The sequence below is a fragment of the Methylobacterium sp. GXF4 genome, assembly GCF_000272495.1.
GTDB classification, from domain to species: Bacteria; Pseudomonadota; Alphaproteobacteria; order Rhizobiales; family Beijerinckiaceae; genus Methylobacterium; species Methylobacterium brachiatum.
This window is the reverse complement of record NZ_AKFK01000066.1, coordinates 114,090-132,917: the sequence shown is the minus strand read 5'-3', so window position 1 is coordinate 132,917 and position 18,828 is coordinate 114,090. Positions and strand designations below refer to the sequence as shown.

24 protein-coding genes are annotated in these 18,828 nt (G+C 66.7%); 12 read left to right on the top strand and 12 right to left on the bottom strand.

Translation table 11 applies throughout. The annotated features are described in order from the left end of the window. Nucleotides 1-38 precede the first annotated feature (38 nt). The 5 genes from purB to hemB all read right to left on the bottom strand — a co-directional run bounded on the left by purB (nucleotide 39) and on the right by hemB (nucleotide 4,320). A complete protein-coding gene (gene purB, locus WYO_RS18020; RefSeq protein ID WP_007565104.1) occupies nucleotides 39-1,346 on the bottom strand; it encodes an adenylosuccinate lyase in 1,308 nt (435 codons plus the stop codon). A 109-nt stretch (nucleotides 1,347-1,455) separates the two neighbouring features. After that, nucleotides 1,456-2,202 (bottom strand): arginyltransferase, encoded by a 747-nt coding sequence (locus WYO_RS18015; RefSeq protein WP_039903251.1) that lies wholly within the window; start codon nucleotides 2,200-2,202, stop codon nucleotides 1,456-1,458. Nucleotides 2,203-2,326: 124 nt separating this feature from the next. Beyond that, nucleotides 2,327-2,815 carry an RDD family protein gene (locus tag WYO_RS18010; protein WP_007565099.1) on the bottom strand — a complete coding sequence of 163 codons (489 nt, stop codon included), beginning with the start codon at nucleotides 2,813-2,815 and terminating at the stop codon, nucleotides 2,327-2,329. A gap of 81 nt (nucleotides 2,816-2,896) precedes the next feature. Beyond that, nucleotides 2,897-3,265, bottom strand: a complete 369-nt coding sequence (locus WYO_RS18005) for a hypothetical protein (protein WP_007565098.1) — start codon at nucleotides 3,263-3,265, stop codon at nucleotides 2,897-2,899. Next, entirely contained in the window at nucleotides 3,262-4,320 is a 1,059-nt protein-coding gene (gene hemB, locus WYO_RS18000) for a porphobilinogen synthase (RefSeq protein ID WP_007565096.1), read from the bottom strand. The genes WYO_RS18005 and hemB overlap by 4 nt, the downstream gene beginning before the upstream one ends. Nucleotides 4,321-4,526: 206 nt before the next feature. On the opposite strand from hemB, the gene WYO_RS17995 reads away from it, so the two are divergent. Together WYO_RS17995 and WYO_RS17990 are read left to right on the top strand one after the other, a co-directional pair. Beyond that, on the top strand, nucleotides 4,527-4,985 hold the full coding sequence (locus WYO_RS17995) for a DUF6163 family protein (protein ID WP_007565094.1): 459 nt from the start codon (nucleotides 4,527-4,529) through the stop codon (nucleotides 4,983-4,985). A 162-nt stretch (nucleotides 4,986-5,147) separates the two neighbouring features. Then, nucleotides 5,148-5,660, top strand: a complete 513-nt coding sequence (locus tag WYO_RS17990) for a winged helix DNA-binding protein (protein ID WP_007565091.1) — start codon at nucleotides 5,148-5,150, stop codon at nucleotides 5,658-5,660. Between the two features lie 10 nt (nucleotides 5,661-5,670). On the opposite strand, the gene WYO_RS17985 is transcribed toward WYO_RS17990, so the two are convergent. Beyond that, the gene (locus WYO_RS17985; protein ID WP_268868599.1) at nucleotides 5,671-6,273 is read right to left on the bottom strand and encodes an exopolysaccharide biosynthesis protein; all 603 of its coding nucleotides are present in this window, start codon (nucleotides 6,271-6,273) and stop codon (nucleotides 5,671-5,673) included. A 300-nt stretch (nucleotides 6,274-6,573) separates the two neighbouring features. Here WYO_RS17985 and bcsS point away from each other — a divergent pair, with 300 nt between their 5' ends. Continuing rightward, on the top strand, nucleotides 6,574-7,302 hold the full coding sequence (gene bcsS / locus WYO_RS17980; RefSeq protein WP_007565087.1) for a cellulose biosynthesis protein BcsS: 729 nt from the start codon (nucleotides 6,574-6,576) through the stop codon (nucleotides 7,300-7,302). Here bcsS and WYO_RS17975 read toward each other — a convergent pair. Both WYO_RS17975 and WYO_RS17970 read right to left on the bottom strand, forming a co-directional pair. Then, on the bottom strand, nucleotides 7,269-8,822 hold the full coding sequence (locus WYO_RS17975) for a cryptochrome/photolyase family protein (protein ID WP_244424218.1): 1,554 nt from the start codon (nucleotides 8,820-8,822) through the stop codon (nucleotides 7,269-7,271). The two genes, bcsS and WYO_RS17975, sit on opposite strands and share 34 nt — an antisense overlap. Nucleotides 8,823-8,867: 45 nt before the next feature. After that, nucleotides 8,868-9,602 carry an SDR family oxidoreductase gene (locus WYO_RS17970; RefSeq protein WP_007565084.1) on the bottom strand — a complete coding sequence of 245 codons (735 nt, stop codon included), beginning with the start codon at nucleotides 9,600-9,602 and terminating at the stop codon, nucleotides 8,868-8,870. 111 nt (nucleotides 9,603-9,713) lie between these two features. On the opposite strand from WYO_RS17970, the gene WYO_RS17965 reads away from it, so the two are divergent. The 3 genes from WYO_RS17965 (at nucleotide 9,714) to WYO_RS17955 (ending at nucleotide 11,270) form a co-directional block, all read left to right on the top strand. Then, a complete protein-coding gene (locus WYO_RS17965; RefSeq protein ID WP_007565081.1) occupies nucleotides 9,714-10,577 on the top strand; it encodes a formyltransferase family protein in 864 nt (287 codons plus the stop codon). An 88-nt stretch (nucleotides 10,578-10,665) separates the two neighbouring features. After that, a complete protein-coding gene (locus tag WYO_RS17960) occupies nucleotides 10,666-11,007 on the top strand; it encodes a DUF1236 domain-containing protein (RefSeq protein WP_007565078.1) in 342 nt (113 codons plus the stop codon). 77 nt (nucleotides 11,008-11,084) lie between these two features. Beyond that, nucleotides 11,085-11,270: a hypothetical protein gene (locus WYO_RS17955; protein WP_007565076.1), complete on the top strand. Its 186-nt coding sequence runs from the start codon at nucleotides 11,085-11,087 to the stop codon at nucleotides 11,268-11,270. 9 nt (nucleotides 11,271-11,279) lie between these two features. Here the strand turns inward: WYO_RS17955 and WYO_RS17950 are convergent, their stop codons facing one another. Further along, nucleotides 11,280-12,305, bottom strand: a complete 1,026-nt coding sequence (locus WYO_RS17950; protein ID WP_007565074.1) for a hypothetical protein — start codon at nucleotides 12,303-12,305, stop codon at nucleotides 11,280-11,282. A gap of 187 nt (nucleotides 12,306-12,492) precedes the next feature. Here WYO_RS17950 and WYO_RS32410 point away from each other — a divergent pair, with 187 nt between their 5' ends. From WYO_RS32410 to WYO_RS17930, 5 genes are all read left to right on the top strand, one after another. Next, nucleotides 12,493-12,615, top strand: coding sequence for a hypothetical protein (locus WYO_RS32410; protein WP_007565073.1), 123 nt, complete (start codon nucleotides 12,493-12,495; stop codon nucleotides 12,613-12,615). Between the two features lie 194 nt (nucleotides 12,616-12,809). Further along, nucleotides 12,810-13,091: a PilZ domain-containing protein gene (locus tag WYO_RS17945; protein WP_007565071.1), complete on the top strand. Its 282-nt coding sequence runs from the start codon at nucleotides 12,810-12,812 to the stop codon at nucleotides 13,089-13,091. Between the two features lie 494 nt (nucleotides 13,092-13,585). Then, entirely contained in the window at nucleotides 13,586-14,920 is a 1,335-nt protein-coding gene (locus WYO_RS30030) for a capsule biosynthesis protein (RefSeq protein ID WP_348270293.1), read from the top strand. Nucleotides 14,921-15,017: 97 nt separating this feature from the next. Then, complete coding sequence (locus tag WYO_RS17935) at nucleotides 15,018-15,221, top strand: hypothetical protein (RefSeq protein WP_007565067.1); 204 nt, start codon at nucleotides 15,018-15,020, stop codon at nucleotides 15,219-15,221. A 4-nt stretch (nucleotides 15,222-15,225) separates the two neighbouring features. Then, the gene (locus WYO_RS17930; protein WP_007565065.1) at nucleotides 15,226-15,408 is read left to right on the top strand and encodes a hypothetical protein; all 183 of its coding nucleotides are present in this window, start codon (nucleotides 15,226-15,228) and stop codon (nucleotides 15,406-15,408) included. 242 nt (nucleotides 15,409-15,650) lie between these two features. Here the strand turns inward: WYO_RS17930 and WYO_RS17925 are convergent, their stop codons facing one another. Continuing rightward, on the bottom strand, nucleotides 15,651-16,979 hold the full coding sequence (locus WYO_RS17925) for a Y-family DNA polymerase (RefSeq protein ID WP_039903247.1): 1,329 nt from the start codon (nucleotides 16,977-16,979) through the stop codon (nucleotides 15,651-15,653). Then, nucleotides 16,976-17,428: a translesion error-prone DNA polymerase V autoproteolytic subunit gene (gene umuD / locus WYO_RS17920; RefSeq protein WP_007565060.1), complete on the bottom strand. Its 453-nt coding sequence runs from the start codon at nucleotides 17,426-17,428 to the stop codon at nucleotides 16,976-16,978. Before umuD ends, WYO_RS17925 begins: the two co-directional genes overlap by 4 nt. A gap of 167 nt (nucleotides 17,429-17,595) precedes the next feature. Between umuD and WYO_RS17915 the strand changes: the two genes are divergently transcribed. Further along, the gene (locus WYO_RS17915) at nucleotides 17,596-17,847 is read left to right on the top strand and encodes a hypothetical protein (RefSeq protein ID WP_039903284.1); all 252 of its coding nucleotides are present in this window, start codon (nucleotides 17,596-17,598) and stop codon (nucleotides 17,845-17,847) included. A gap of 6 nt (nucleotides 17,848-17,853) precedes the next feature. On the opposite strand, the gene WYO_RS17910 is transcribed toward WYO_RS17915, so the two are convergent. Beyond that, nucleotides 17,854-18,222, bottom strand: coding sequence for a hypothetical protein (locus WYO_RS17910; RefSeq protein ID WP_007565057.1), 369 nt, complete (start codon nucleotides 18,220-18,222; stop codon nucleotides 17,854-17,856). Between the last annotated feature and the right edge of the window lie 606 nt (nucleotides 18,223-18,828).

Sequence of the window (18,828 nt, the reverse complement as noted above, 5' to 3'; positions counted from 1 at the left end):
TGTTCGTCGCGGGTCCAAGCAGGATTCGTGCTGCGCGCTCAGGCCGTGCCGAACACGCGCGCGAAGATCGTGTCGACGTGCTTGAAGTGATAGCCGAGGTCGAAGCATTCCTCGATCTGCTCCGGGGTGAGCGCCGCGGTCACCTCGGGATCGGCCTTCAGCAGGGCGAGGAAATCACCCTCCCCGCGCCAGACCGGCATCGCGTTGCGCTGGACCAGACGGTACGAATCCTCCCGGGACACGCCGGCCTGGGTGAGCGCCAGCAGCACTCGCTGCGAATGGACCAGGCCGCCGAGACGGTCGAGGTTCTTCTGCATGTTGGCGGGGTAGATCAGCAGCTTCTCGACCACGCCGGTCATGCGGGCCAGCGCGAAGTCGAGGGTGACGGTCGCATCGGGGCCGATCATCCGCTCCACGGAGGAGTGGGAGATGTCGCGCTCGTGCCAGAGCGCCACGTTCTCCAGCGCCGGGACGACGTAGCCGCGGACCATCCGGGCGAGCCCGGTGATGTTCTCGGTGAGCACCGGGTTGCGCTTGTGCGGCATCGCCGAGGAGCCCTTCTGGCCCTCGGAGAAGAACTCCTCCGCCTCAAGCACCTCGGTGCGCTGGAGGTGGCGGATCTCGATGGCCAGGCGCTCGAGCGACGAGGCGACGACCCCGAGCGTCGCGAAGAACATGGCGTGGCGATCGCGCGGGATGACCTGGGTCGAGACCGGCTCCGCGGTCAGGCCCATCTTCTCGGCGACGTACTGCTCCACCCGCGGGTCGATGTTGGCGAAGGTGCCGACCGCCCCCGAGATCGCGCAGGTGGCGACCTCCTCGCGCGCCGCGACCAGGCGGCGGCGGTTGCGCTCGAACTCGGCATAGGCCTGGGCCAGCTTGAGCCCGAAGGTCACCGGCTCGGCGTGGATGCCGTGCGAGCGGCCGATGGTCGGCGTGAGCTTATGCTCGAGCGCCCGGCTCTTCAGAGCCGCCAGCAGGGCGTCGACATCGGCGATCAGGATGTCGGCGGCGCGCACGAGCTGCACGTTGAGGCAGGTATCGAGCACGTCCGACGAGGTCATGCCCTGGTGGACGAAGCGCGCCTCGGGGCCGACGATCTCGGCGAGATGGGTGAGGAAGGCGATGACGTCGTGCTTCGTCACCGCCTCGATCTCGTCGATGCGGGCGACATCGAACACCGCGTCCTTGCCCTTGGACCAGATCGTCTCGGCCGCCGCCTTGGGGACGACGCCGATCTCGGCCAGCGCGGTGGTGGCGTGCGCCTCGATCTCGAACCAGATCTTGAAGCGGCTCTCGGGCGACCAGATCGCCGTCATCGTCGGGCGGCTGTAACGGGGGATCATGGGGGCCTCGGCACGGTCCGGAACTCGTGCGTGGCCGGTAGCATGCGCCGCCCCGGCCGCTCAATGCGGTTCGCGCAGGCCCGGGCGACACAGATGGGGACGCTCCCCGTCAGCCGACCCGCACCCAGCCCTGCCCCATCAGCCGCTCCTGCGGACGGAAGCGGGATTTGTAGTCCATCTTGCGCGAGCCCTCGACCCAGTAGCCGAGGTAGAGATACGGCAATCCGAGCCGGCGGGCCCGGCGGATATGGTCGAGGATCATGAAGGTGCCCGGCGAGCGCCCGGCCTCCTCGGGATCGTAGAACGAGTAGACCATCGACAGCCCGTCCGCGAGCACGTCTGTCAGGCAGAAGGCGAGCGGCGGGCCGAAGCCGCGCCCGGTGATCGCCGTATCCGGACCGCGCCGCCGGTACGCCACGAGATGCGTGTCGACGTGGCTGTCCTCGATCATCATGGCGTAGTCGAGCACCGTCATGTCGACCATGCCGCCATCGCCGTGACGGGCGTCGAGGTAGCGGCGGAACAGGGCGTATTGCTCGGAGGCCGGCCGGTTCGGCTCCGGGGTGCCGATCCAGTCGTCGTTGCGCGCCAGGATCCGCTTCTGACTGGCGCTCGGCTCGAAATCGTCCACCACGACCCGCACCGAGATGCAGGCCCGGCAGGTCTCGCAAGCGGGGCGATAAGCGATGGTCTGCGAGCGCCGGAATCCGCCCTGCGTCAGGATCTCGTTGAGATCGCGGGCGCGGCGCCCGACCAGGTGCGTGAACACCTTCCGTTCCTCCTGGCCCGGAAGGTACGGGCACGGTGAGGGCGCGGTGAGATAGAATTGCGGAGTATCGCGCGGATGGCTCGTCACGCTCGGTCTTGACCCTGCACCGGGTGGTCCTCGCGGCGCCGGCAAATCAGTGTACAGGCGGCGCGGCCGGGCTCAATGCCCCCGGCCGCTCGGCGCGCGAGAATTTCGCCGCAGGTCGGACGTGTCAGCGCGCGTGAACGACCGCGAGGCCGAGCAACAGGTCGTGACCCAGGCGGCGATCCGAGCGCATCAGCCCGAAGGCGAGATCGAGGCACCACAGCAGGAAGGTCGAGACCGCGACGTAGAACAACAGGGCGTGGACGGCGGCCGTGATGAAATCGACCGACCCGCCGCGCTCCGGGGCCACGACCCGCAGCCCCATCAGGCGCTGCCCGATCGTGCTCTGCTTGGAGCCGCCCACCGTGATGGCGCTGTAGATGACCCCGCTCGCCGGCAGAATCGCGAACAAGGTCCAGCCCAGGCCGAACGTCACGACGCCGATCACCGTGATCAGCAGCGTCAGCAACGCGGTGAACCCGAAGATGAACAGGATATCGAGGAGATACGCGACCGTGCGCGCGCCCAGGCTCGCGCGGACGAACGGGATCGGCAGCGAGGCCGCGTAATGCGGGGCCTCGAAGCGTTCGGCGTAGCCGGGTTGGGGATTCTGCATGGTGTCGCGTCCTGCAAGCGAGGCGGCGGAGAAAAAGGTGGGTGCCCCGTGCGGCGGACGCAAGAGCCGTCCGAATCGCGCTCAATGCGCCGCGGGATCGTCGGCCTCGGCATCGGGCGTGTCGAGGTAGAAGCGTTTCAGCAAGTAGAGTGACGAGCCCGACAGGTTACTGCCCTCGGTGGTCAGCGCGACGATGGTCGCGCCGGCGTCGAATCGGCAGGTCAGCCAATGCTGGCGGTTCCCTTCGGCGTAATCCACCCGGACCGTGTCCGTCGATGGTCCCGGTGCCGCCCGCAGCAGCCGGATCCCGGGTTGGGGCGCCACCGCCGGCAGGGCCCGGCGGCAGGTCGCGACCCGCTCCCGACGCAGCGTATCCTGGCAGGCGGCGAGCCCCCCGAGGAAACCCGCGGCCACCGCCGCCCCGAGGAGCCAGCGGCGTCCCCGCCTCACGGGGCTTGGCGCAGGCGCTCGGCGACCCGGGGGGCGTGATAGGTCAGCACCCCGTCGGCACCGGCGCGCTTGAAGGCGAGCAGCGCCTCCACCATCGCGCGATCCCCGTCGAGCCAGCCGTTGCGGGCGGCCGCCTCGATCATCGCGTACTCGCCCGACACCTGATAGGCGAAGGTCGGAACCTGGAATTCGTCCCGCACCCGCCGGATGATGTCGAGATAGGGCAGACCCGGCTTGACCATCACCGAATCCGCGCCTTCCTCCAGGTCGAGGCGGACCTCGCGCAGAGCCTCGGCCGAATTGCCCGGATCCATCTGGTAGGTGCGCTTGTCGCCCACCAGCGCCGCCTTGGTGCCGATCGCGTCGCGGAACGGCCCGTAGAACGCACTGGCATACTTGGCCGCGTAGGCCATGATCTGGACGTCGAGGAACCCGGCCTTGTCGAGCCCGGCCCGGATCGCGCCGACGCGCCCATCCATCATGTCCGAGGGTGCGATGATGTCGGTGCCGGCCTCGGCCTGTATAAGGCTCTGCTCCACCAGGATCGCCACGGTCTCGTCGTTGAGGATCGCGCCGTCCTTCATCAGGCCGTCGTGACCGTGGCTGGTGTAGGGATCGAGCGCCACGTCGGTCATGATGCCGACTTCCGGCACGGCCTGCTTCACGGCCCGCACCGCCCGGCAAACCAGGTTCTTAGCGTTGAGCGCCTCCGAGCCGGTCGGATCGCGCAGCTCGACCTCGGTATAGGGGAAGAACGACACCGCCGGGATGCCCAGCCGCGCCGCGCGCTCGGCGTCGCGCACGATCTCGTCGACGGAGAGCCGCTCGACCCCGGGCATGGAGGCGATCGGCTCGCGCCGGCGCTCGCCGTCGATCACGAACATCGGCCAGATCAGGTCGTCGACGGTCAGCGTGTTCTCGCGGACCAGGCGCCGCGACCAGTCCGCCTTGCGGTTGCGGCGCGGACGCTGGGTGATCTTCAGCCCTTCCGGGCGACCGCTCTCGCGGGCGGCCTGCAGGGCGATGGGGCGCGGCTCGGGCAAGGTGTCTGACATGCGGCTTCGGTATCGTGCGCGCGGAAGAGCTGACGATCGCGCGGCGCATCGGCGCTGGGGGCGCCGGACTAGCACACCGGCCCGGCCCGGCGAAATCAGGCCGTTGACGCAGGGCGCCGGAACGGCTTCAACCCGGCGCATCCCCCGCACATGAATCCCGGCCTCCCGACGATGAACCGGCCTTTTTCACCCGCGAGCGCATCCTAGTGCCCGGCTCCTTCCCGATCCGGCGCAAGGGTGCCCGGCCCGGTGACCCGCCGACCGACCGGATCGAACGCGCCCAGGGCCCCGCGCCCGGGACCTGGGATACGGTGCTCGTCTGGTTCATGCGGGTGACGGCGCTGTTCTGGCTGGTCAAGAGCATCGCGTCCTGGGCGACGATCCTCGACGTGCTTCCCGGATCGCGCCCCTTCGAGATCGAGCCGTTCGGGCGCCAGGCGGCGATCGTCTACTTTGCCGTGGTGGACGCGTCGGCGGCCATCGGCCTGTGGCTGACCAGCGCCTGGGGCGGCGTGATCTGGTTGCTGGCGGTGACATCCGCGATGACCTTGGCGGTGTTGACCCCGCAACTCGTGCCGCTGCCGGTGCCGCTGCTCGTATTCGGCCTCACGGTCGTGCTGATGTACTTCCTGCTGTCCTGGCTGGCCGCGCAGGAAGCACGGTGAACGAACCGTTCTGATCTTCGCTTCAGTTTGTCTTTACCGCAAAGAGTAAATCGGGAATTCATCCTGTCGCTTAAATCGCCTTTCATTCCCGGTACGTAGCTTAGCCATCATCAGCGGCACCGCATCGAACGGAAGCCGCAGCATCACACGGTGAGGCCGACGATGAAGACCCAGAGCGCCCGAGTCGCGACGAGCGAGACCCCGGAAGACGCCCCGTCCGCCAAGGGCTCCTACCTGGAGGCCCTCCACCTGGTCGAGCGTCTGCACCGCCGGCTGCTCGACGTGATCAAGGACGAGTTCGAGCGGCGCGGCCGGGAAGACGTCAACAGCGTCCAGGCCCTGCTCCTGTACAACATCGGCGACAAGGAGCTGACCGCGAGCGAGCTCCGGACCAAGGGCTACTATCTCGGCTCCAACGTCTCCTACAACGTCAAGAAGCTCGTCGAGGCCGGCTACCTCCACCACGCCCGCTCGAAGACCGATCGCCGCTCGGTCCGGATCAGCCTCACCGACAAGGGCCGGCAGGTCCACGAGATCATCCAGGGGCTCTACGACAAGCACGCCCGCACGATCGCGCCGATCGGGGGCATCTCGGACGACGATTTCGGCCGGCTGAACCAGGCCCTCGGCCGTCTCGAGCGCTTCTGGACCGATCAGATCCGTTACCGGCTCTGATCCGCCCCCATCAGAGGTTCAGGAGACCCACGATCCCGGCGATGACCGCGTAGGCGAAGCCGGCATTGATAGCGACGCCGAACAGGCCGATCACCAACCCGCCCATCACGACGATGCCGTCGCGCTCAACGAGGCCCAGGCCCACGAGGCAGACGGCGAGCCCGAGAGGGATCTGCCCGACGATCGGCGCGGCGACGATCAGCGCCAGCGCCAGCGCCAACAGGGCGATCCCCATGCCGCGCATGCCCAGCGCGGTCTCGAACACGCTGACCCGCGGGCGCGACCAGCGCTCCAGGCGCCGCAGGATCGGGACAGCCCGGGTGACGGCGCGCCGCACATCGGTGAGCGCGATCGATCGGCCGAGCAGCATGCGGGGCAGCCACGGCGCCGACATGCCCGCTGCGATCTGAACGGCCACGAGCAGCAGCAGCAGGCCGCAGATCAGCGGGATCGGCGGCGGCATCGGCAGGCAGTTCGGCAAGCCGAGCAGCACCACGAGCAGCGCGAAGGCGCGGTCCCGTAGGACCGCGACGATGTCGCCCACGGTGAGGCGCTCCCCCTCCTGGCTCGCCAGCACAGTGAGGACGTCCGACGTTCGTGCACCGGCAGTCAAGGATCCGCCAACCTTCGCTGTCCTGCGGCGGGCTCTAGCCGAGATCACCCGGCAGGCCAAGCGCGCGGCGCTCGCGCGAACCCGACGCGGGGCCGGACCTGGGGATTCACACCTGAGGTCAGCGCCACATTGGACGCAGCAAATCTCACGTTACAGAAAACATATCGCCTCGGGAGACCAAGATTTTTGGTGACTCACTTCTGCAAACCTAAAGAACTTTTTGGTGGACCTCCGGTCAACTTCGCTGCACTCTACGTGGGTTGACATTAGGTTTACGGCCTCACCATCGAGGCTCGCTCCGTGTGCAGGCGTGGGGACTTACCGAACATTTGCAGCCGGACGTCCGGATCCGTCCTGGCCGCCTCGCTGTTCCTTGCGCAGGCCCATGCGGCATACGGCGGCGAGATCGACGCGCTCCTGTTCGGGAGCCTCGATGCGGGGGCCGCGACGTTCCTGACCGTCGGCGCGAAGCTCGGGCTCGGCTCGCTCGATCAGGATGGCTTCGTCCTGCTGGCGAGCGCGGGGAGCGGCCGGCAACGGGAACGCGGCGACTTCGGTCTTCCGCGCACACGCTACACGTTCAGCGCCGCCGCCGTGCTCGGTTACCAATGGTTCTTCGACTGGGGAACGGCGGCCATCTTCGCGGGTCCCGAGGGCGCGATCGAGATGCTGGCCGACCGTCGCGCCCTGGCCGTCTTCCCGGCGACGTACGGTGCGCGCCTGCACGCCGAGATCTGGGCCCGCCCGAGCGAGGACACGCTCCTGCAGGCGACGGCCATCGCGGGCTCGACGCGCGGAAGCCTGTGGTCGCGGTTGGCCTGGGGTTATCGTGCCTGGGGCACCTATCTCGGCCCGGAGCTCAGCGTCTACGGAGACGAGACGGGCTACCGGAAGTGGAATCTCGGCCTGCACGCCACCGATTTCGCCATCGCCCGCTACAGCTTCCGCGTCTCGGCGGGCCTCCAGACCGAGACGGGCCGGCGAAGCGCCGTTCCCTATGTGGCGTTGGCGGTCTGGTCCCCCTGGTGAGCGCGCTCGGGCTCGGCCCTGAGGGATCCGAGGAACCCGGCAGCGTCTCGCCGGATCTCGGCGCGGCGCTGGTCCCCCATGCCCCGCAGGGTCCGATACGGCATCGCCATCCGCTGATTGCCGATCAACCTGTCCTCGTTCTCGATCAGAAAATTCCAGTAGAGGTAGTTGAACGGGCAGGCCTTCGGCCCCGCCTTGACCTTCACGTCGTACGCGCAGTTCGCGCAGTAATCCGACATCCGGTCGATATAGGCGCCCGACGCGGCGTAGGGCTTCGAGCCCATCACGCCCCCATCGGCCCACAGGACCATGCCGTGCACGTTGGGCAACTCGACCCATTCGTAGGCGTCGGCGAACACGATCAGGTACCATGCCTCGACCTGCGCCGGATCGAGCCCGGCGATCAGCGCGAAATTGCCGGTCACCATCAATCGCTGGATGTGATGGGCGTAGGCGTGAGCCCGCGTATCCGCCACCACATTCGCGATGCAGTTGAGCTCGGTCTCGCCCGACCAGTAGAACCACGGCAGGTCACGGCTCGCCCTCAGGGCGTTGCTGTCGCGGTACTCGGGCATCCGCGCCCAGTAGACGCCGCGAACGTATTCCCGCCAGCCCAGGATCTGCCGGATAAAACCCTCGACGCAGTTCAGCGGCGCAGCCCCATCCCGATAGGCCCGCTCGGCCGCCCAGCAGACCTCCTCGGCGGTCAGCAACCCGGCATTGAGGGGTGGCGAGAGCAGCGCGTGATAGAGGTACGGCGCACCCGCCTTCATGGCGTCCTGGTAATCGCCGAAGGTCGGCAGGCACCGGTCGATGAAGTGCTTCAGCGCGGCCAGCGCGTCCGCCCGGGTCACCGGCCAGGAGAAGGTCGCGAGATCGCCGAAATGGCCGGCAAACTCGCGCTCGACCAGCGCAATGGCCTCCCGCGTGATCGCATCCGGCTGGAAGCCGATCCGGTCCGGCAGCCGGTGCCCCTTGGGCAGGCGCTTGCGGTTGTCGGGATCGAAGTTCCAGCGGCCGCCGACCGGTTCACCGCCCTCCATCAGCAGACCGGTTCGACGGCGCATGCCGCGATAGAACGTCTCCATCCGCAGATGATGACGCCCCTCGGCCCAGCGCGCGAAATCCTCGCGTGGGCACAGGAAGCGGTTGTCGGCGCGGATCTCCACCGGCACCGGCAGGGTCTCGCGCCAATCCTGCATCATCTCCCAGACCCGCCACTCGCCGGGCTCGGTGACGACGACGCGCGCGGGCGCATGACGGGCCACCGCCCGCTCCAGCTCGCCGGTGAAGCTGCCGGTGTTGCCGGTCTCGGTCAGGCGGACGTAGTCGACCGCGATGCCCTCGGCTTCCAGTTCGGCCGCGAAATGGCGCATCGCGGCGAACAGGAACGCAATTTTCTGCTTGTGATGGCGCACATAGGTCGCCTCGTCCCGCACCTCGACCAGCAGGACGACATCGCGCTCGGGGTCGAGGTCGGTGAGGCTCGAAACCCGCCGATTCAGCTGATCGCCGAGCACGAATCGGAGGGCGCCGCCCTGCGGTCTGGATTTTCCCGGCACGCCTCAGCCCTTGGTGCGCAGGGTCGCGCGACCGCCATCGACACCGATCACCTGGCCGGTGATCCAGGCCGCCTCGTCGGATACCAGGAACGCCGCGAGGGATCCGACATCCTCGGGACGTCCGAGCCGCTGCAGCGCGTGCATCGCGGCGATGCCCTGCGCCAGGGTCTCGTTGCCGGTGATGGCGGCGGCGAGCGGCGTGCGGGTCAGGGACGGCGCGACCACATTGACGCGGATCTGCGGAGCGAGCTCGGCCGCGAGCGATAAGCCAAGTCCCTCGACGGCACCCTTGGCCATCGCCACGGAGGCGTGTGCGGGGAATCCCTGCGCGGCCGCCACCGTCGAGAACAGCACGATCCCGGCCCCCGCCTCCCCGGCTCCGGCTTTCAGGGCGGCGGCCGCGGCCTGGACGGCCGAGAAGGCGCCGAGCGCGTTGATGCGGAAGTCATTCTCCGCATCGGCCCGGGTCAGACGCCCGAGCGGCCGCAGGTTGATCGTGCCGACCGCGTAGACCAGGCCCGCCAACGCGGAGCCGGTCGCCGCGCTCGCCGCCGCGAAGAAGTCCGGATCGCCGACATCGCCCGCCGTGAACGTGGTCTCGCCGAGTTCCTCGGCCGCGCGGGCCAAGCGGTCGGCGTCCCGTGCCGCGAGATGGAGCGCGTAGCCGCGGGACCGCAGAGCCCGCGCGGTCGCCAAGCCGATGCCGCCCGTGCCGCCGTAGATCAGAACCTGTCGCACCTGCGGACCTCTTGCTACCCAACCGGCCTCGGACAAAGTAAGGCCGGTGGCGCCCCCGGGCAGGCGGCAGACCCCGCCCTCTCCACGTGCACAAGGTCGCAGGCGCCAAGCATGAAGTTCGCGTTCGCCGGCATCGACTTCCTGGGCGGCGTGTTCGAGGGCCTGGTCGAGGCCGGCTGGAAGCCCGTGAAGCTGTTCACCCGGCCCTGCGACGGGGTCTACGACCACAACGACGTTCTGGTCGCCCGCGCCCGCTCGCTACGCCTGCCGATCCAGCTGTCGCGCATTCGCGAGCGCGACATCGAGGCCCTGCAGGCGGAGCACGGCAAGGACTGGGCGCTCGTGGTGGCGGGCTATCCCTGGCTGGTGAAGGGCTGGCGCGGCCGGGCGGCCTACGGGTTGAACATCCACCCCTCGCCGCTGCCGACCGGGCGAGGCCCCTACCCGCTGTTCCGGGCGGTGCTCGACCGCTACGAGACCTGGGGGGTGACCGCTCACGTCCTCGCCGACGGCTTCGACACCGGCGATATCCTGGCGCAGGACATCTTCGGCCTCGAACCGGTAGAATCCCACGAGACCGTCCTGGCCAAGTGCCAGATGGCGGCCCGGCGGCTCGCCGTCGGTCCGCTCGGGAAAGAGCTTCCCGCCCGATGGCGCCGGGCCGAACCGCAGGGCGACGGGTCCTACTGGCCCCGGGCGACCGACGCCGACCGGACCCTCGATTTCCGCCAGGAGGTCGAGCCGATCCTGCGCCGCGTCCGGGCCTTCGGCGCTGTCGAGACCATCGCCCGGATCGGCGACGCGCGGGTCTACGTTGCGGAGGCGCAGGGCTGGCGCGAGCGCCACCCCCACACGCCCGGCACCGTGGTGCACCGCCATCGCCGGCATGTCGTGATCGCTGCGCTCGACGGCTACGTGCAGATCACCCGCTGGTCGCCGGTGCCGTTGGCCGAGGCCGCCCAGGTCGGGCGCTGAGGTCGGGCGCTGAGGTTGCGCCGAGGCGCCGGGAACACAATCGTGACGGGCGGTGTTTCCGCCGGCCCTGGACGTCACGGAGTCTCACATGTCGACACGCGCAAGCCTCGCCGCCGCCCTCGGGCTTGCCGCGGCCTTCACCGGAAGCGCCTTCGCCCAGGGCGTGATCGTGGAGCAGGACGATTTTGGCCCGGACGACGAGGTCGTGGTGCGCGACTACATCGTGCGTCGCCCGGTCGGCCCGGGCCCGATCGTCGGCTCGATCCCGCTCCGGCCCGGCACGATCGTGCCGTCGGATGTCGAACTCGCCCCCTTCACCGAGACCCAGAACCCGCGCCTGCGCCGGTACGGCTACTTCGTGGCCCCCGGCGACAAGGTCGTGGTCGTGGATCCCGCGACCCGCACGGTCGTGCGCATCTTTGATCGCTAGGGCCCGGTTCGCCTTCGAGGCGCCGATCCGCTAACACCCCGGTATGCGCGAGACAAAACGCGCCCGGGGGAACGACCATGAAGGCCAAATCGCCTGCCGTCTCGAGCGAGACGCTTCTCGTCTCGGTTCTGGTGCTGCTCTCGGCGGCGATGCTGTTCGAGTGGATGGTGATCTCGCCCGACAATCCGGGCTACGCCCTCCTGCGCGTGATCGGCGCTGCGGTCGCGGCCTTCGTGGCGATCATGCCGTTCCGCCGCGCCTGAGGGCGGCGCTCACCAATCGCTGAGTGCCGCGCGCTTCCAGCGATTGGGGGCGACACAGCGATACTCGAAGGCCGCGTCCCAGGCATGATCGCCGGGTGTGCAAGCCTCCCGGCTGCTCTTCGGCGGCTGGGGGGACGCTTCCCGGACCGAGGCGGCCTGGATCTGTCCCCCGTCGCTCACCCGCAGGACCGGGCCGTTGCCGGTCCCGTAGACGAGGTCGCGCCCGTCGAAGCCGAGCCTGCGCGCGAAGCGCCCGTCCCGGTTTCCATCCAGCGCAATCGACTGGCCCGATCCCAGCAGGATGGGTGCGCCGGTGAATCGGGCGGCCGCCGTATCGATGCCGATCCCGTAGGTCCCCTCCCCCTGGAACGAGAAGCCCCGGTCGGTCACCGAACCGGCGAGGTTGCCCAGCAGGATGCCGTAGCCGGTATGGGCACCCGGCACCCCGCCGGTGGAGATCTGCAGGCCGACCCGTTGGCGGTTTCGGTCTGTCGTCGGCGATTGCGCGGACACGTCGACCTCAGCGCCGATGCAGGAGGCGACGGGATCGGCCTCCTGGGTCATGTCCACGCAGTTGAAGTTCCCGGCCCAGGATGGCCCCACCGGGCCGATCCCGTTGGGCTCCTTGAAGATCGTGCCGTTGACGGCGACGTTCTGCGCCCCGGTGCTGGCGAGGCTGCGATTGTGCAGCTCGCCCGTGATCGTCCATTCGTAGCCGGCATTGTGCGGCCCCGAGGATCCGAGCGCCCAGAGCGCCTTGTAGGTGTGGCCGGGCTCCCCGGACCCTTCGGGGATGTGACGATCGACCCGCAGGGTCGAGGCCGGGTCGAAGCCCGGAGGCTGGTTCCACAGGAAGGCGTGGCCGCCGTCGAGGCCCGGCACACCGGTGCCCTGCACATTTCGCGAGAACCCCGGCGGCCAAGCCAGCGGCGGCGCGGGCGGCGGCACCCGGCCGGGCGCCTCCGCGTGGACCGCGACCGATAGGAGGGCCGGGAGGAAGCCGAACACGGCCGCGAGGCCGGGGCGGATGCACATGGATCGTCTCCGGATGTCCCGTGGGGCTCTCTCGACGAGTCGAGGCTGCGCGCGGAACCTGACGGGTCGAAGCCGGAAAAGCCATGACCCGATCGATCGGATCGAACGCCCTGGCCGGCCGCGCGTTTGGCTCCCGCGACGCGCCGCGGTCCGATGCGCCGCCGATCGATGAAACGGAGGGCGAGCCATGTCGAAGCCGCTACGATTCCTGCGGAACTGGTTCCTGCTGTCGATCCCGGTCGGCTTGTTCGTCGGACGGTTCATCAAGGCCGGCAAGGGACCGCCGCTGCGCGACGACGAGCGGCGGTAGCAAGGCGCGGACGGCAGGCCGGGTCGCGGTCTCCCAGCGTCCGGCCGGTGCGCGTTCCGCTGTTGGCTCAGATGTCCTCGCCGATACCTTTATTCTCCTATCACGAGAGCTTTGATCAATCGATCGTTAGTATGTTGGGCGCATTTTTACTGACATCGCGCCAGATCGGCCGATACCGTCAGGGTCATTCGGCCATGCCCCGCACCGCCCGGCCCCCGACCATCTTCGTCGAGCGACGCGCCAGCGAGCGCAAGGCGACGGCGCTGCTGGCTTTCGCCCAGCACCCGGATGGGTCGCGCTTCCCGTGCCGGATCCAAGACCTGTCCGACGGCGGCGCGATGCTGGAATTTTTCGGGCCGAACGCAGCCGTGCTGGAGACGGCGTTCGACCTCGTGCTGGCCAACTCGGATACGCGCTACGCCGTGACGCTGGTTTGGCGGAAGGACCGGACGGCCGGGGTGCTGTTCTGTGCGTGACGATTGGTTGAGTGGCCTGTGCAGGGTGAAACTATCGGCCGGTGAACCTCGAGCGCGCATCGGACAGCGTATCCCGCCGCCGCTGTGACGGCCGAGCACTGCTTCGCGTGACCACGTAAGCCATTCGTGCTCGACCAAGCTCGGTTCGAGCTCGAAGGTGGTCAGGCCATGATCGATGCAGGCGGTATGGTGAGCGCGCTGGGACTCGAACCCAGGACCTACAGATTAAAAGTTATTTGTCGGCGCCAAAAAGCTCAATGATTTCCGCGAAGACTGTGTCCAATATGGCCGGCGGCATGGGGCGAAATTGTGAGGCTGCCGGGAGGGTTTGGACACAGCTTAGGCTCATCCGATCCGGCCGATTCGACGCCCCTCCCCTCTCGCGGTAGGGGAACGCCATGGCCTCGAACCCGACCGTCTCGGAATTCTTCAAATTGAAGGGGTCATGGATGAGGAGGGGACCGTAGCGGCTGACATGCTTTTGCCGTTAGCCGATGAAAAGCCTGGGAGGTGGCTGGTGCGAAACGCTTAGCAGCCGCTCGGGCGGCGGGACCTCCCGGCTGACCGGTGCCAGGAGTTCGCCGTTGAATATGGAAATTGGGAAAGCCGAAGGTCGGCCGATTGCGGAACGGACGCGTCAAAAAGCGATTGCTAAGGCGTTACGCCGCATCTCTCGCATGCCGGTTGTCCCAGATCGCAAAAAGGGCGTCCGCTCTTACCAGAGCCATATCAAGAGTGATCCCTGGCTCCTAATCCTGTTCGTGATTTGCTTCGTGCTGCCAACTCTGGCTGGAGCGGTTTACTACGGACTAATTGCTTCGGATCGTTTTGTAACTGAAGCACGGTTCGCCGTCCGCCCGAACATCGGAACTGCTGACAAAGCAACGCCCGACGCGGTCGGTACTAATGCAGGCGTTCCAAAAGAAATGATTGCTCAAGATACATTGATAACTCAGGAATACGTTCACAGCCGCCCCATGTTAGAGGCGATAGAGGCTCAGTTGCCGCTTCGCGACTATTTCGGCCGCGAAAGCATCGATTATATCTCTAGATTTAACACCAGCAAGCCCACCGAGAAATTTCTACGGTATTGGAATCAGCACGTTGCTATTGACGTGGAGTCCGGAACGGGAATTCTGACGCTGTACGTTGAGGCTTTTGATCCCGCTGAGTCCCTCGCCATTACACAGGCGGTGTTGTCGGAGGCTGAGCGCATGATCAACGACCTCAGCGCGAAGCCACGTCAAGACGCCGTAGAGCAGAGCGCGCTCGAGTTAAAGCGCGTCGAAGAACGTATGTTGAAAGCTCGCCAAGCAGTCAATGATCAACGCAACCGAGAGGGCGTGGTTGACGCGCAGAAGGCGAATGAAGCCAATATCAAGATGGTGGGTGAGTTGCGTGGCGCTCGCATCAACCTTGCTGTTCAGCTGGCTATTGGCCAGCGCGACCTCGGACCGGAATCCCGCCGGATGATCGACATCAAGCAGCAGATCAGGGATCTCGACGACAACATCAGTCGGCTGGAGCGGCAATCAGCTAGTCAAGATCCAGAACAGAAGCGCCTGCTGTCTAATGCGCTCACGCGATACGAGGCTCTGGAGCACGACCGTAAGCGCGAGGAAAAATATTACGAGGAAGTTCGAGTGGCGTCTGAGCGAGCGCGCATTGTTGCAGCGAAAAAAGTTGAAACCTTCGCTACGATTATCCCGGCGATAAAAGCTGAATCTTCCGTTGAACCGCGGAGATATTTGATGACGAGCCTGACTATGGCTGGATCAGCAGTTCTATTTGCAGCGGCTGTATTTACACGCAAAACGTTTCTGAGCTGAGATAGGGTATATTCCGCTTGAGCATCAGCGAATTTTACTTGAAGCCCGATGGCAGAATGATCAGCACGGCGATCCTGCTAGCGCATCCGGTGAACGAATGAGCGAGCTGGGCCCCCATCCGAACCAGAAAGCCGTGGTCAGACGTCTCGTGCAGCGCCTGTCCGCCTTCGCCCTTGGGCTCGGCCTGTACGAAGGCATCGCACAAGGCATCATCGAGAAGGTGGTGGCCGACATGCCGAATGGTGGCGACGAACAGATAATGGCCGCGGTTCGCATGGCGATGTTGATGGTGTCCGCGTAGCCGCATGCTCGAGGAAGATCCCATCGCTGAGGCCGTGACAGTGCTCACGTCCCGCGGCCACACCGTCGAGCCGGACGACGACTTCGAGAACTGGCGCGTGGATGGCGGTGAGCCAATCACGGCCGGGGATCTGCTGGCCTGGGCCATCGTGCTCGGCCTGAACGGCGGCGTCGGCCGGCTGCAGTAGCGCTATGCGGATCGAACGAACCGGCGCGCGGCCGCGCAAGGATACTCGCGCCCGCGTCCTAGCTGCTCTCGCCGCCGAGCCCGCGACGGCCCACCAGATCGCAGAGCGCGCCGGGATCCCGGGCCGGGAGCGAGGGCGAGAGGCGGCTCTTGTCCTGGCGCGCCTTGAGGTGTCCGGTCTGGCGATAAAGGAGGAGGCAGGTCGACGGGTGCCGCGCTGGCGGGCGCCGTAATGACCCGCGGTCATGCGTAAGCAACCGGTAGCTCGCTGACTTGAGTGGTGTAGCGCGGTGTCCGCATCTCGAACTTGGTGTTCCACTCGCGCCTGGTCACCAGCCCGGAACGAGCCGGGACCACCGAGCCACGACCCCATCGCGCATTGCAAGCGTCCATCGCCGCCATCAGCGGCCCTGACCGCTCTCGGTCCATCCCGCCGATCAGGGCCCGGGGGCTATGCGACAGCAGCACGAGGTCGTTGGTGACGATGCCGGCTTTGGAGTAGCGCCACGGCCGCTGCCCAGGCTCGCGCCAGGTCTTGGCAACCCCGAGCCGGGCCGCCTTAATCAGTGCCAGCGTGTCCGAGGTGTGCTCCGGCAAAGTGACGGTGGTTGAGACCGAGCGCATCGGGGCGTCCCGATCGTGCTCGCTGGTGTGGTAGAAGACCGTGACGTGGTTGGTGGCCAGCCCCTCCCGCCGAAGTTTCTCGCCGAGGCGCGTCGCGTGAGCCGAGATCGCTTCCTCCAGCGTGGCGCGGTCCTCGATCCGTCCGGAGAACGAGCGGGTAACCGCGCAACCCTTCCTCCGGGCCGGGACCATCTCCAGCGGCAAGCAGGCCAGCCCGCGCAGCTCGTGGATGATGCGCTCGCCCACCACCGTTAGACCCTTGCGCACCGGCCGTGGGTCGAGGTCGCGCAGGTCCGCCACGCTCTCCACGCCCATCGCTTCCAGCTTGGCGAGTGAGGCCCGGCCAATGCCCCACACCTCGGCTACGTCGATCCGACAGAGCCAGTGTGCGTAGGCGGTCGGGTCTGTCAGATCGCACACGCCGTGCAGCTCATGCACTGTCTTGGCGATGTGGTTGGCGAGCTTCGCCAGCGTCTTGGTGGGTCCGATACCAACGCACGAGGGGATGCCTGTCCATGCCCGCACAGTTGCGCGGAGGTCTCGTGCCAGCTCGACCCGCAGGCCGGGCGCCACATCCGAGAGGTTCAGGAAACTCTCGTCGATCGAGTAGATCTCCACCTGCGGGCTGAACTGCCGGTAGACCGCGTTGGTGCGGCCGCTCATGTCGCCGTAGAGCGTGTAGTTCGAGGAGAACACGCGCACGCCCTGGACGCGGCACATCTCGCGGATTTTGAAATACGGATCGCCCATCTTGATGCCGAGCGCCTTAGCCTCGCTGGTGCGGGCGATGGCGCATCCGTCGTTATTCGACAGCACGATCACCGGCAGGGTGGCGAGCTTCGGATCGAACACGCGCTCGCACGAGCAGTAGAAGCTGTTGCCGTCGATCAGGGCCACGGCCCGGCCTCCGCCGATCCTTTCGCGCAGGCGTGCCTCCGGCGCGCTCACGACAGCTGCCCGCGGGCGACGTGCCAGCGGATCGAGAAGCGCACCACGCCCCAGATTACCCCCTCGCCGAGCTCATCGACCGCGAAGGCCGGCAGGTCCGGATTGCAGAAGGCCAGCCGGGCGACGTTGCCGTCGAGGACCAAGCGCTTGCAGCTCATCTGCCCGTCGACTGCCGCGACCACGACGCTGCCGTGGCCGGCTTTCAGGCTGCGGTCCACGCAGGCAAGGTCGCGGTCGTAGATGCCGGCTCCCTCCATCGAGGAGCCGGAAATCCGCCATAGGAAGGTCGCTGGCGGGTTCGGGACCAGCCAGCGCGGTAACTCCAGTGCGCCCTCTAGGAAATCGTCCGCCGGCGACGGGAAGCCCGCGCATAGCGTCTGTCCGATCAGCGGGACCCGGACCGCATCTGGGCTGTAGACCAACAGTTCGTCGATCCGGTTGAGGTGCACCAAGCTGCTCCGCATGCTAGAACGGATGCAGAACAAACCCTATGCGGGATGCCAGTTCAATCCACGAAACTCAGGCGTCCAAATGCGTGGTGGACCGGTGTGGATATGTCCGAAGAACGTGAACGGCAGTCGTAGGTTATGGCTGCCGAGAAGGAATGGATGTTGAGATGGCGATGAAGACGGCGTTCGTGGTGCAGCCGTTCGAGATCCACCGGAAGCGGCTACGGCCGGCTCGACAGGAAGCCGCGCAGACTGAGAGCGGAGCGCTCAAGAAAGCGGAGGCCCTGTCCAGGCGCATGCCGGGCGCCGCCGCGGTGAAGGTCGTAGCAGACGAGGAAACCGGCGAGCTGGAGGCTGCAACTATCCTGGGCCAATGGGGCGAGGTGCCCGAGGACTTCGCCGAGAGCTTACAGGGCTGAAAAGGGTCAGCTACCTCGCGCCGCGAACTCCCAGATCGGTGGGCCCCATTCCTGGCCCTGCCGATCCCGGTAGCTCGACGTCCGCTCAAACACGATGCGGTTCGCCTCGACACCCAGCGCCTTGTCGCTGCCGGAGATCACCGCCCCGCAATAATCGACGCGCAGGGTGCCGTGCTGCGGATGGACGCCGAAAAGCTGCTCCGCTGTCCAGCCTAGGGCGAGAGCGTCGGCCCCGAAGCGGTCACAGAAATCGATTGCGGCCTCCCGAACAGCCGCCCAGCGCGTAGGCGGCATGTAGCGGCAGGGCGAGGCGCGCTCGGAGATGCGTTCGAGCTGCTCGCGCCAGGTGGCGACGGCGGGCAGTAGATCGGACATGGGCGGTGGGCTAAGGGCGCAAGCTTAATGAAGCGTCATCTCCCCGCATCCGGCACGGCGGCAGGGGGGGCGTGCGGTTTCAAAAGACAATAAAATTTCAAAGTCTTTCCATAGACCTTAACCTCCTAATATCCGACAGCTAATTTCGGCCCCATTTGGACTCATTAGCGACGGCTCAGGCGACCGCTCAAGCAGGACGCCTGGCTTCTCGATTTGTTGGACTACACATCGAGCGCCATTGAACCCGAGCACCTGACCAATTCGCAACTTTGAGGCGTCCTCAACGCGAATAGTAGTAATTGGGACAGCTCCTGTTGCAGAGATGTTGTAACCCAACGCAAGCGAGATCGGAGACTCAACGTCGTAAATTACATTCTTTTTCATCAAAAACGCGGGAGGAGAATTTGGATAAATCCAGGCAAGCACTGCAATGATCAAGGCGGCTATTGATGCCACTGCCGCAGTGAGAGATAACCAATCATTGATCGACTTACGAGCCATGTCGATATTGACGCATAGGATGGCGCATCCGGCAAGTCAGCCGAAGGCGAGGAGCACGAAAAAGCCCCGCGCGGCGGCTGCCGGCGGGGCTGAAGGTGATCACGC

Excerpts from the sequence above, each read along its gene's own strand:
- purB (WP_007565104.1), bottom strand. The coding sequence starts at position 1,346 with ATGATCCCCCGTTACAGCCGCCCGACGATGACGGCGATCTGGTCGCCC.
- WYO_RS18010 (WP_007565099.1), bottom strand. The coding sequence starts at position 2,815 with ATGCAGAATCCCCAACCCGGCTACGCCGAACGCTTCGAGGCCCCGCAT.
- hemB (WP_007565096.1), bottom strand. The coding sequence starts at position 4,320 with ATGTCAGACACCTTGCCCGAGCCGCGCCCCATCGCCCTGCAGGCCGCC.
- WYO_RS17990 (WP_007565091.1), top strand. The coding sequence starts at position 5,148 with ATGAAGACCCAGAGCGCCCGAGTCGCGACGAGCGAGACCCCGGAAGAC.
- WYO_RS17965 (WP_007565081.1), top strand. The coding sequence starts at position 9,714 with ATGAAGTTCGCGTTCGCCGGCATCGACTTCCTGGGCGGCGTGTTCGAG.
- WYO_RS17960 (WP_007565078.1), top strand. The coding sequence starts at position 10,666 with ATGTCGACACGCGCAAGCCTCGCCGCCGCCCTCGGGCTTGCCGCGGCC.
- WYO_RS17955 (WP_007565076.1), top strand. The coding sequence starts at position 11,085 with ATGAAGGCCAAATCGCCTGCCGTCTCGAGCGAGACGCTTCTCGTCTCG.
- WYO_RS17950 (WP_007565074.1), bottom strand. The coding sequence starts at position 12,305 with ATGTGCATCCGCCCCGGCCTCGCGGCCGTGTTCGGCTTCCTCCCGGCC.
- WYO_RS32410 (WP_007565073.1), top strand. The coding sequence starts at position 12,493 with ATGTCGAAGCCGCTACGATTCCTGCGGAACTGGTTCCTGCTGTCGATC.
- WYO_RS17945 (WP_007565071.1), top strand. The coding sequence starts at position 12,810 with ATGCCCCGCACCGCCCGGCCCCCGACCATCTTCGTCGAGCGACGCGCC.
- WYO_RS30030 (WP_348270293.1), top strand. The coding sequence starts at position 13,586 with ATGAAAAGCCTGGGAGGTGGCTGGTGCGAAACGCTTAGCAGCCGCTCG.
- WYO_RS17935 (WP_007565067.1), top strand. The coding sequence starts at position 15,018 with ATGAGCGAGCTGGGCCCCCATCCGAACCAGAAAGCCGTGGTCAGACGT.
- WYO_RS17930 (WP_007565065.1), top strand. The coding sequence starts at position 15,226 with ATGCTCGAGGAAGATCCCATCGCTGAGGCCGTGACAGTGCTCACGTCC.
- WYO_RS17915 (WP_039903284.1), top strand. The coding sequence starts at position 17,596 with ATGGCGATGAAGACGGCGTTCGTGGTGCAGCCGTTCGAGATCCACCGG.
- WYO_RS17910 (WP_007565057.1), bottom strand. The coding sequence starts at position 18,222 with ATGTCCGATCTACTGCCCGCCGTCGCCACCTGGCGCGAGCAGCTCGAA.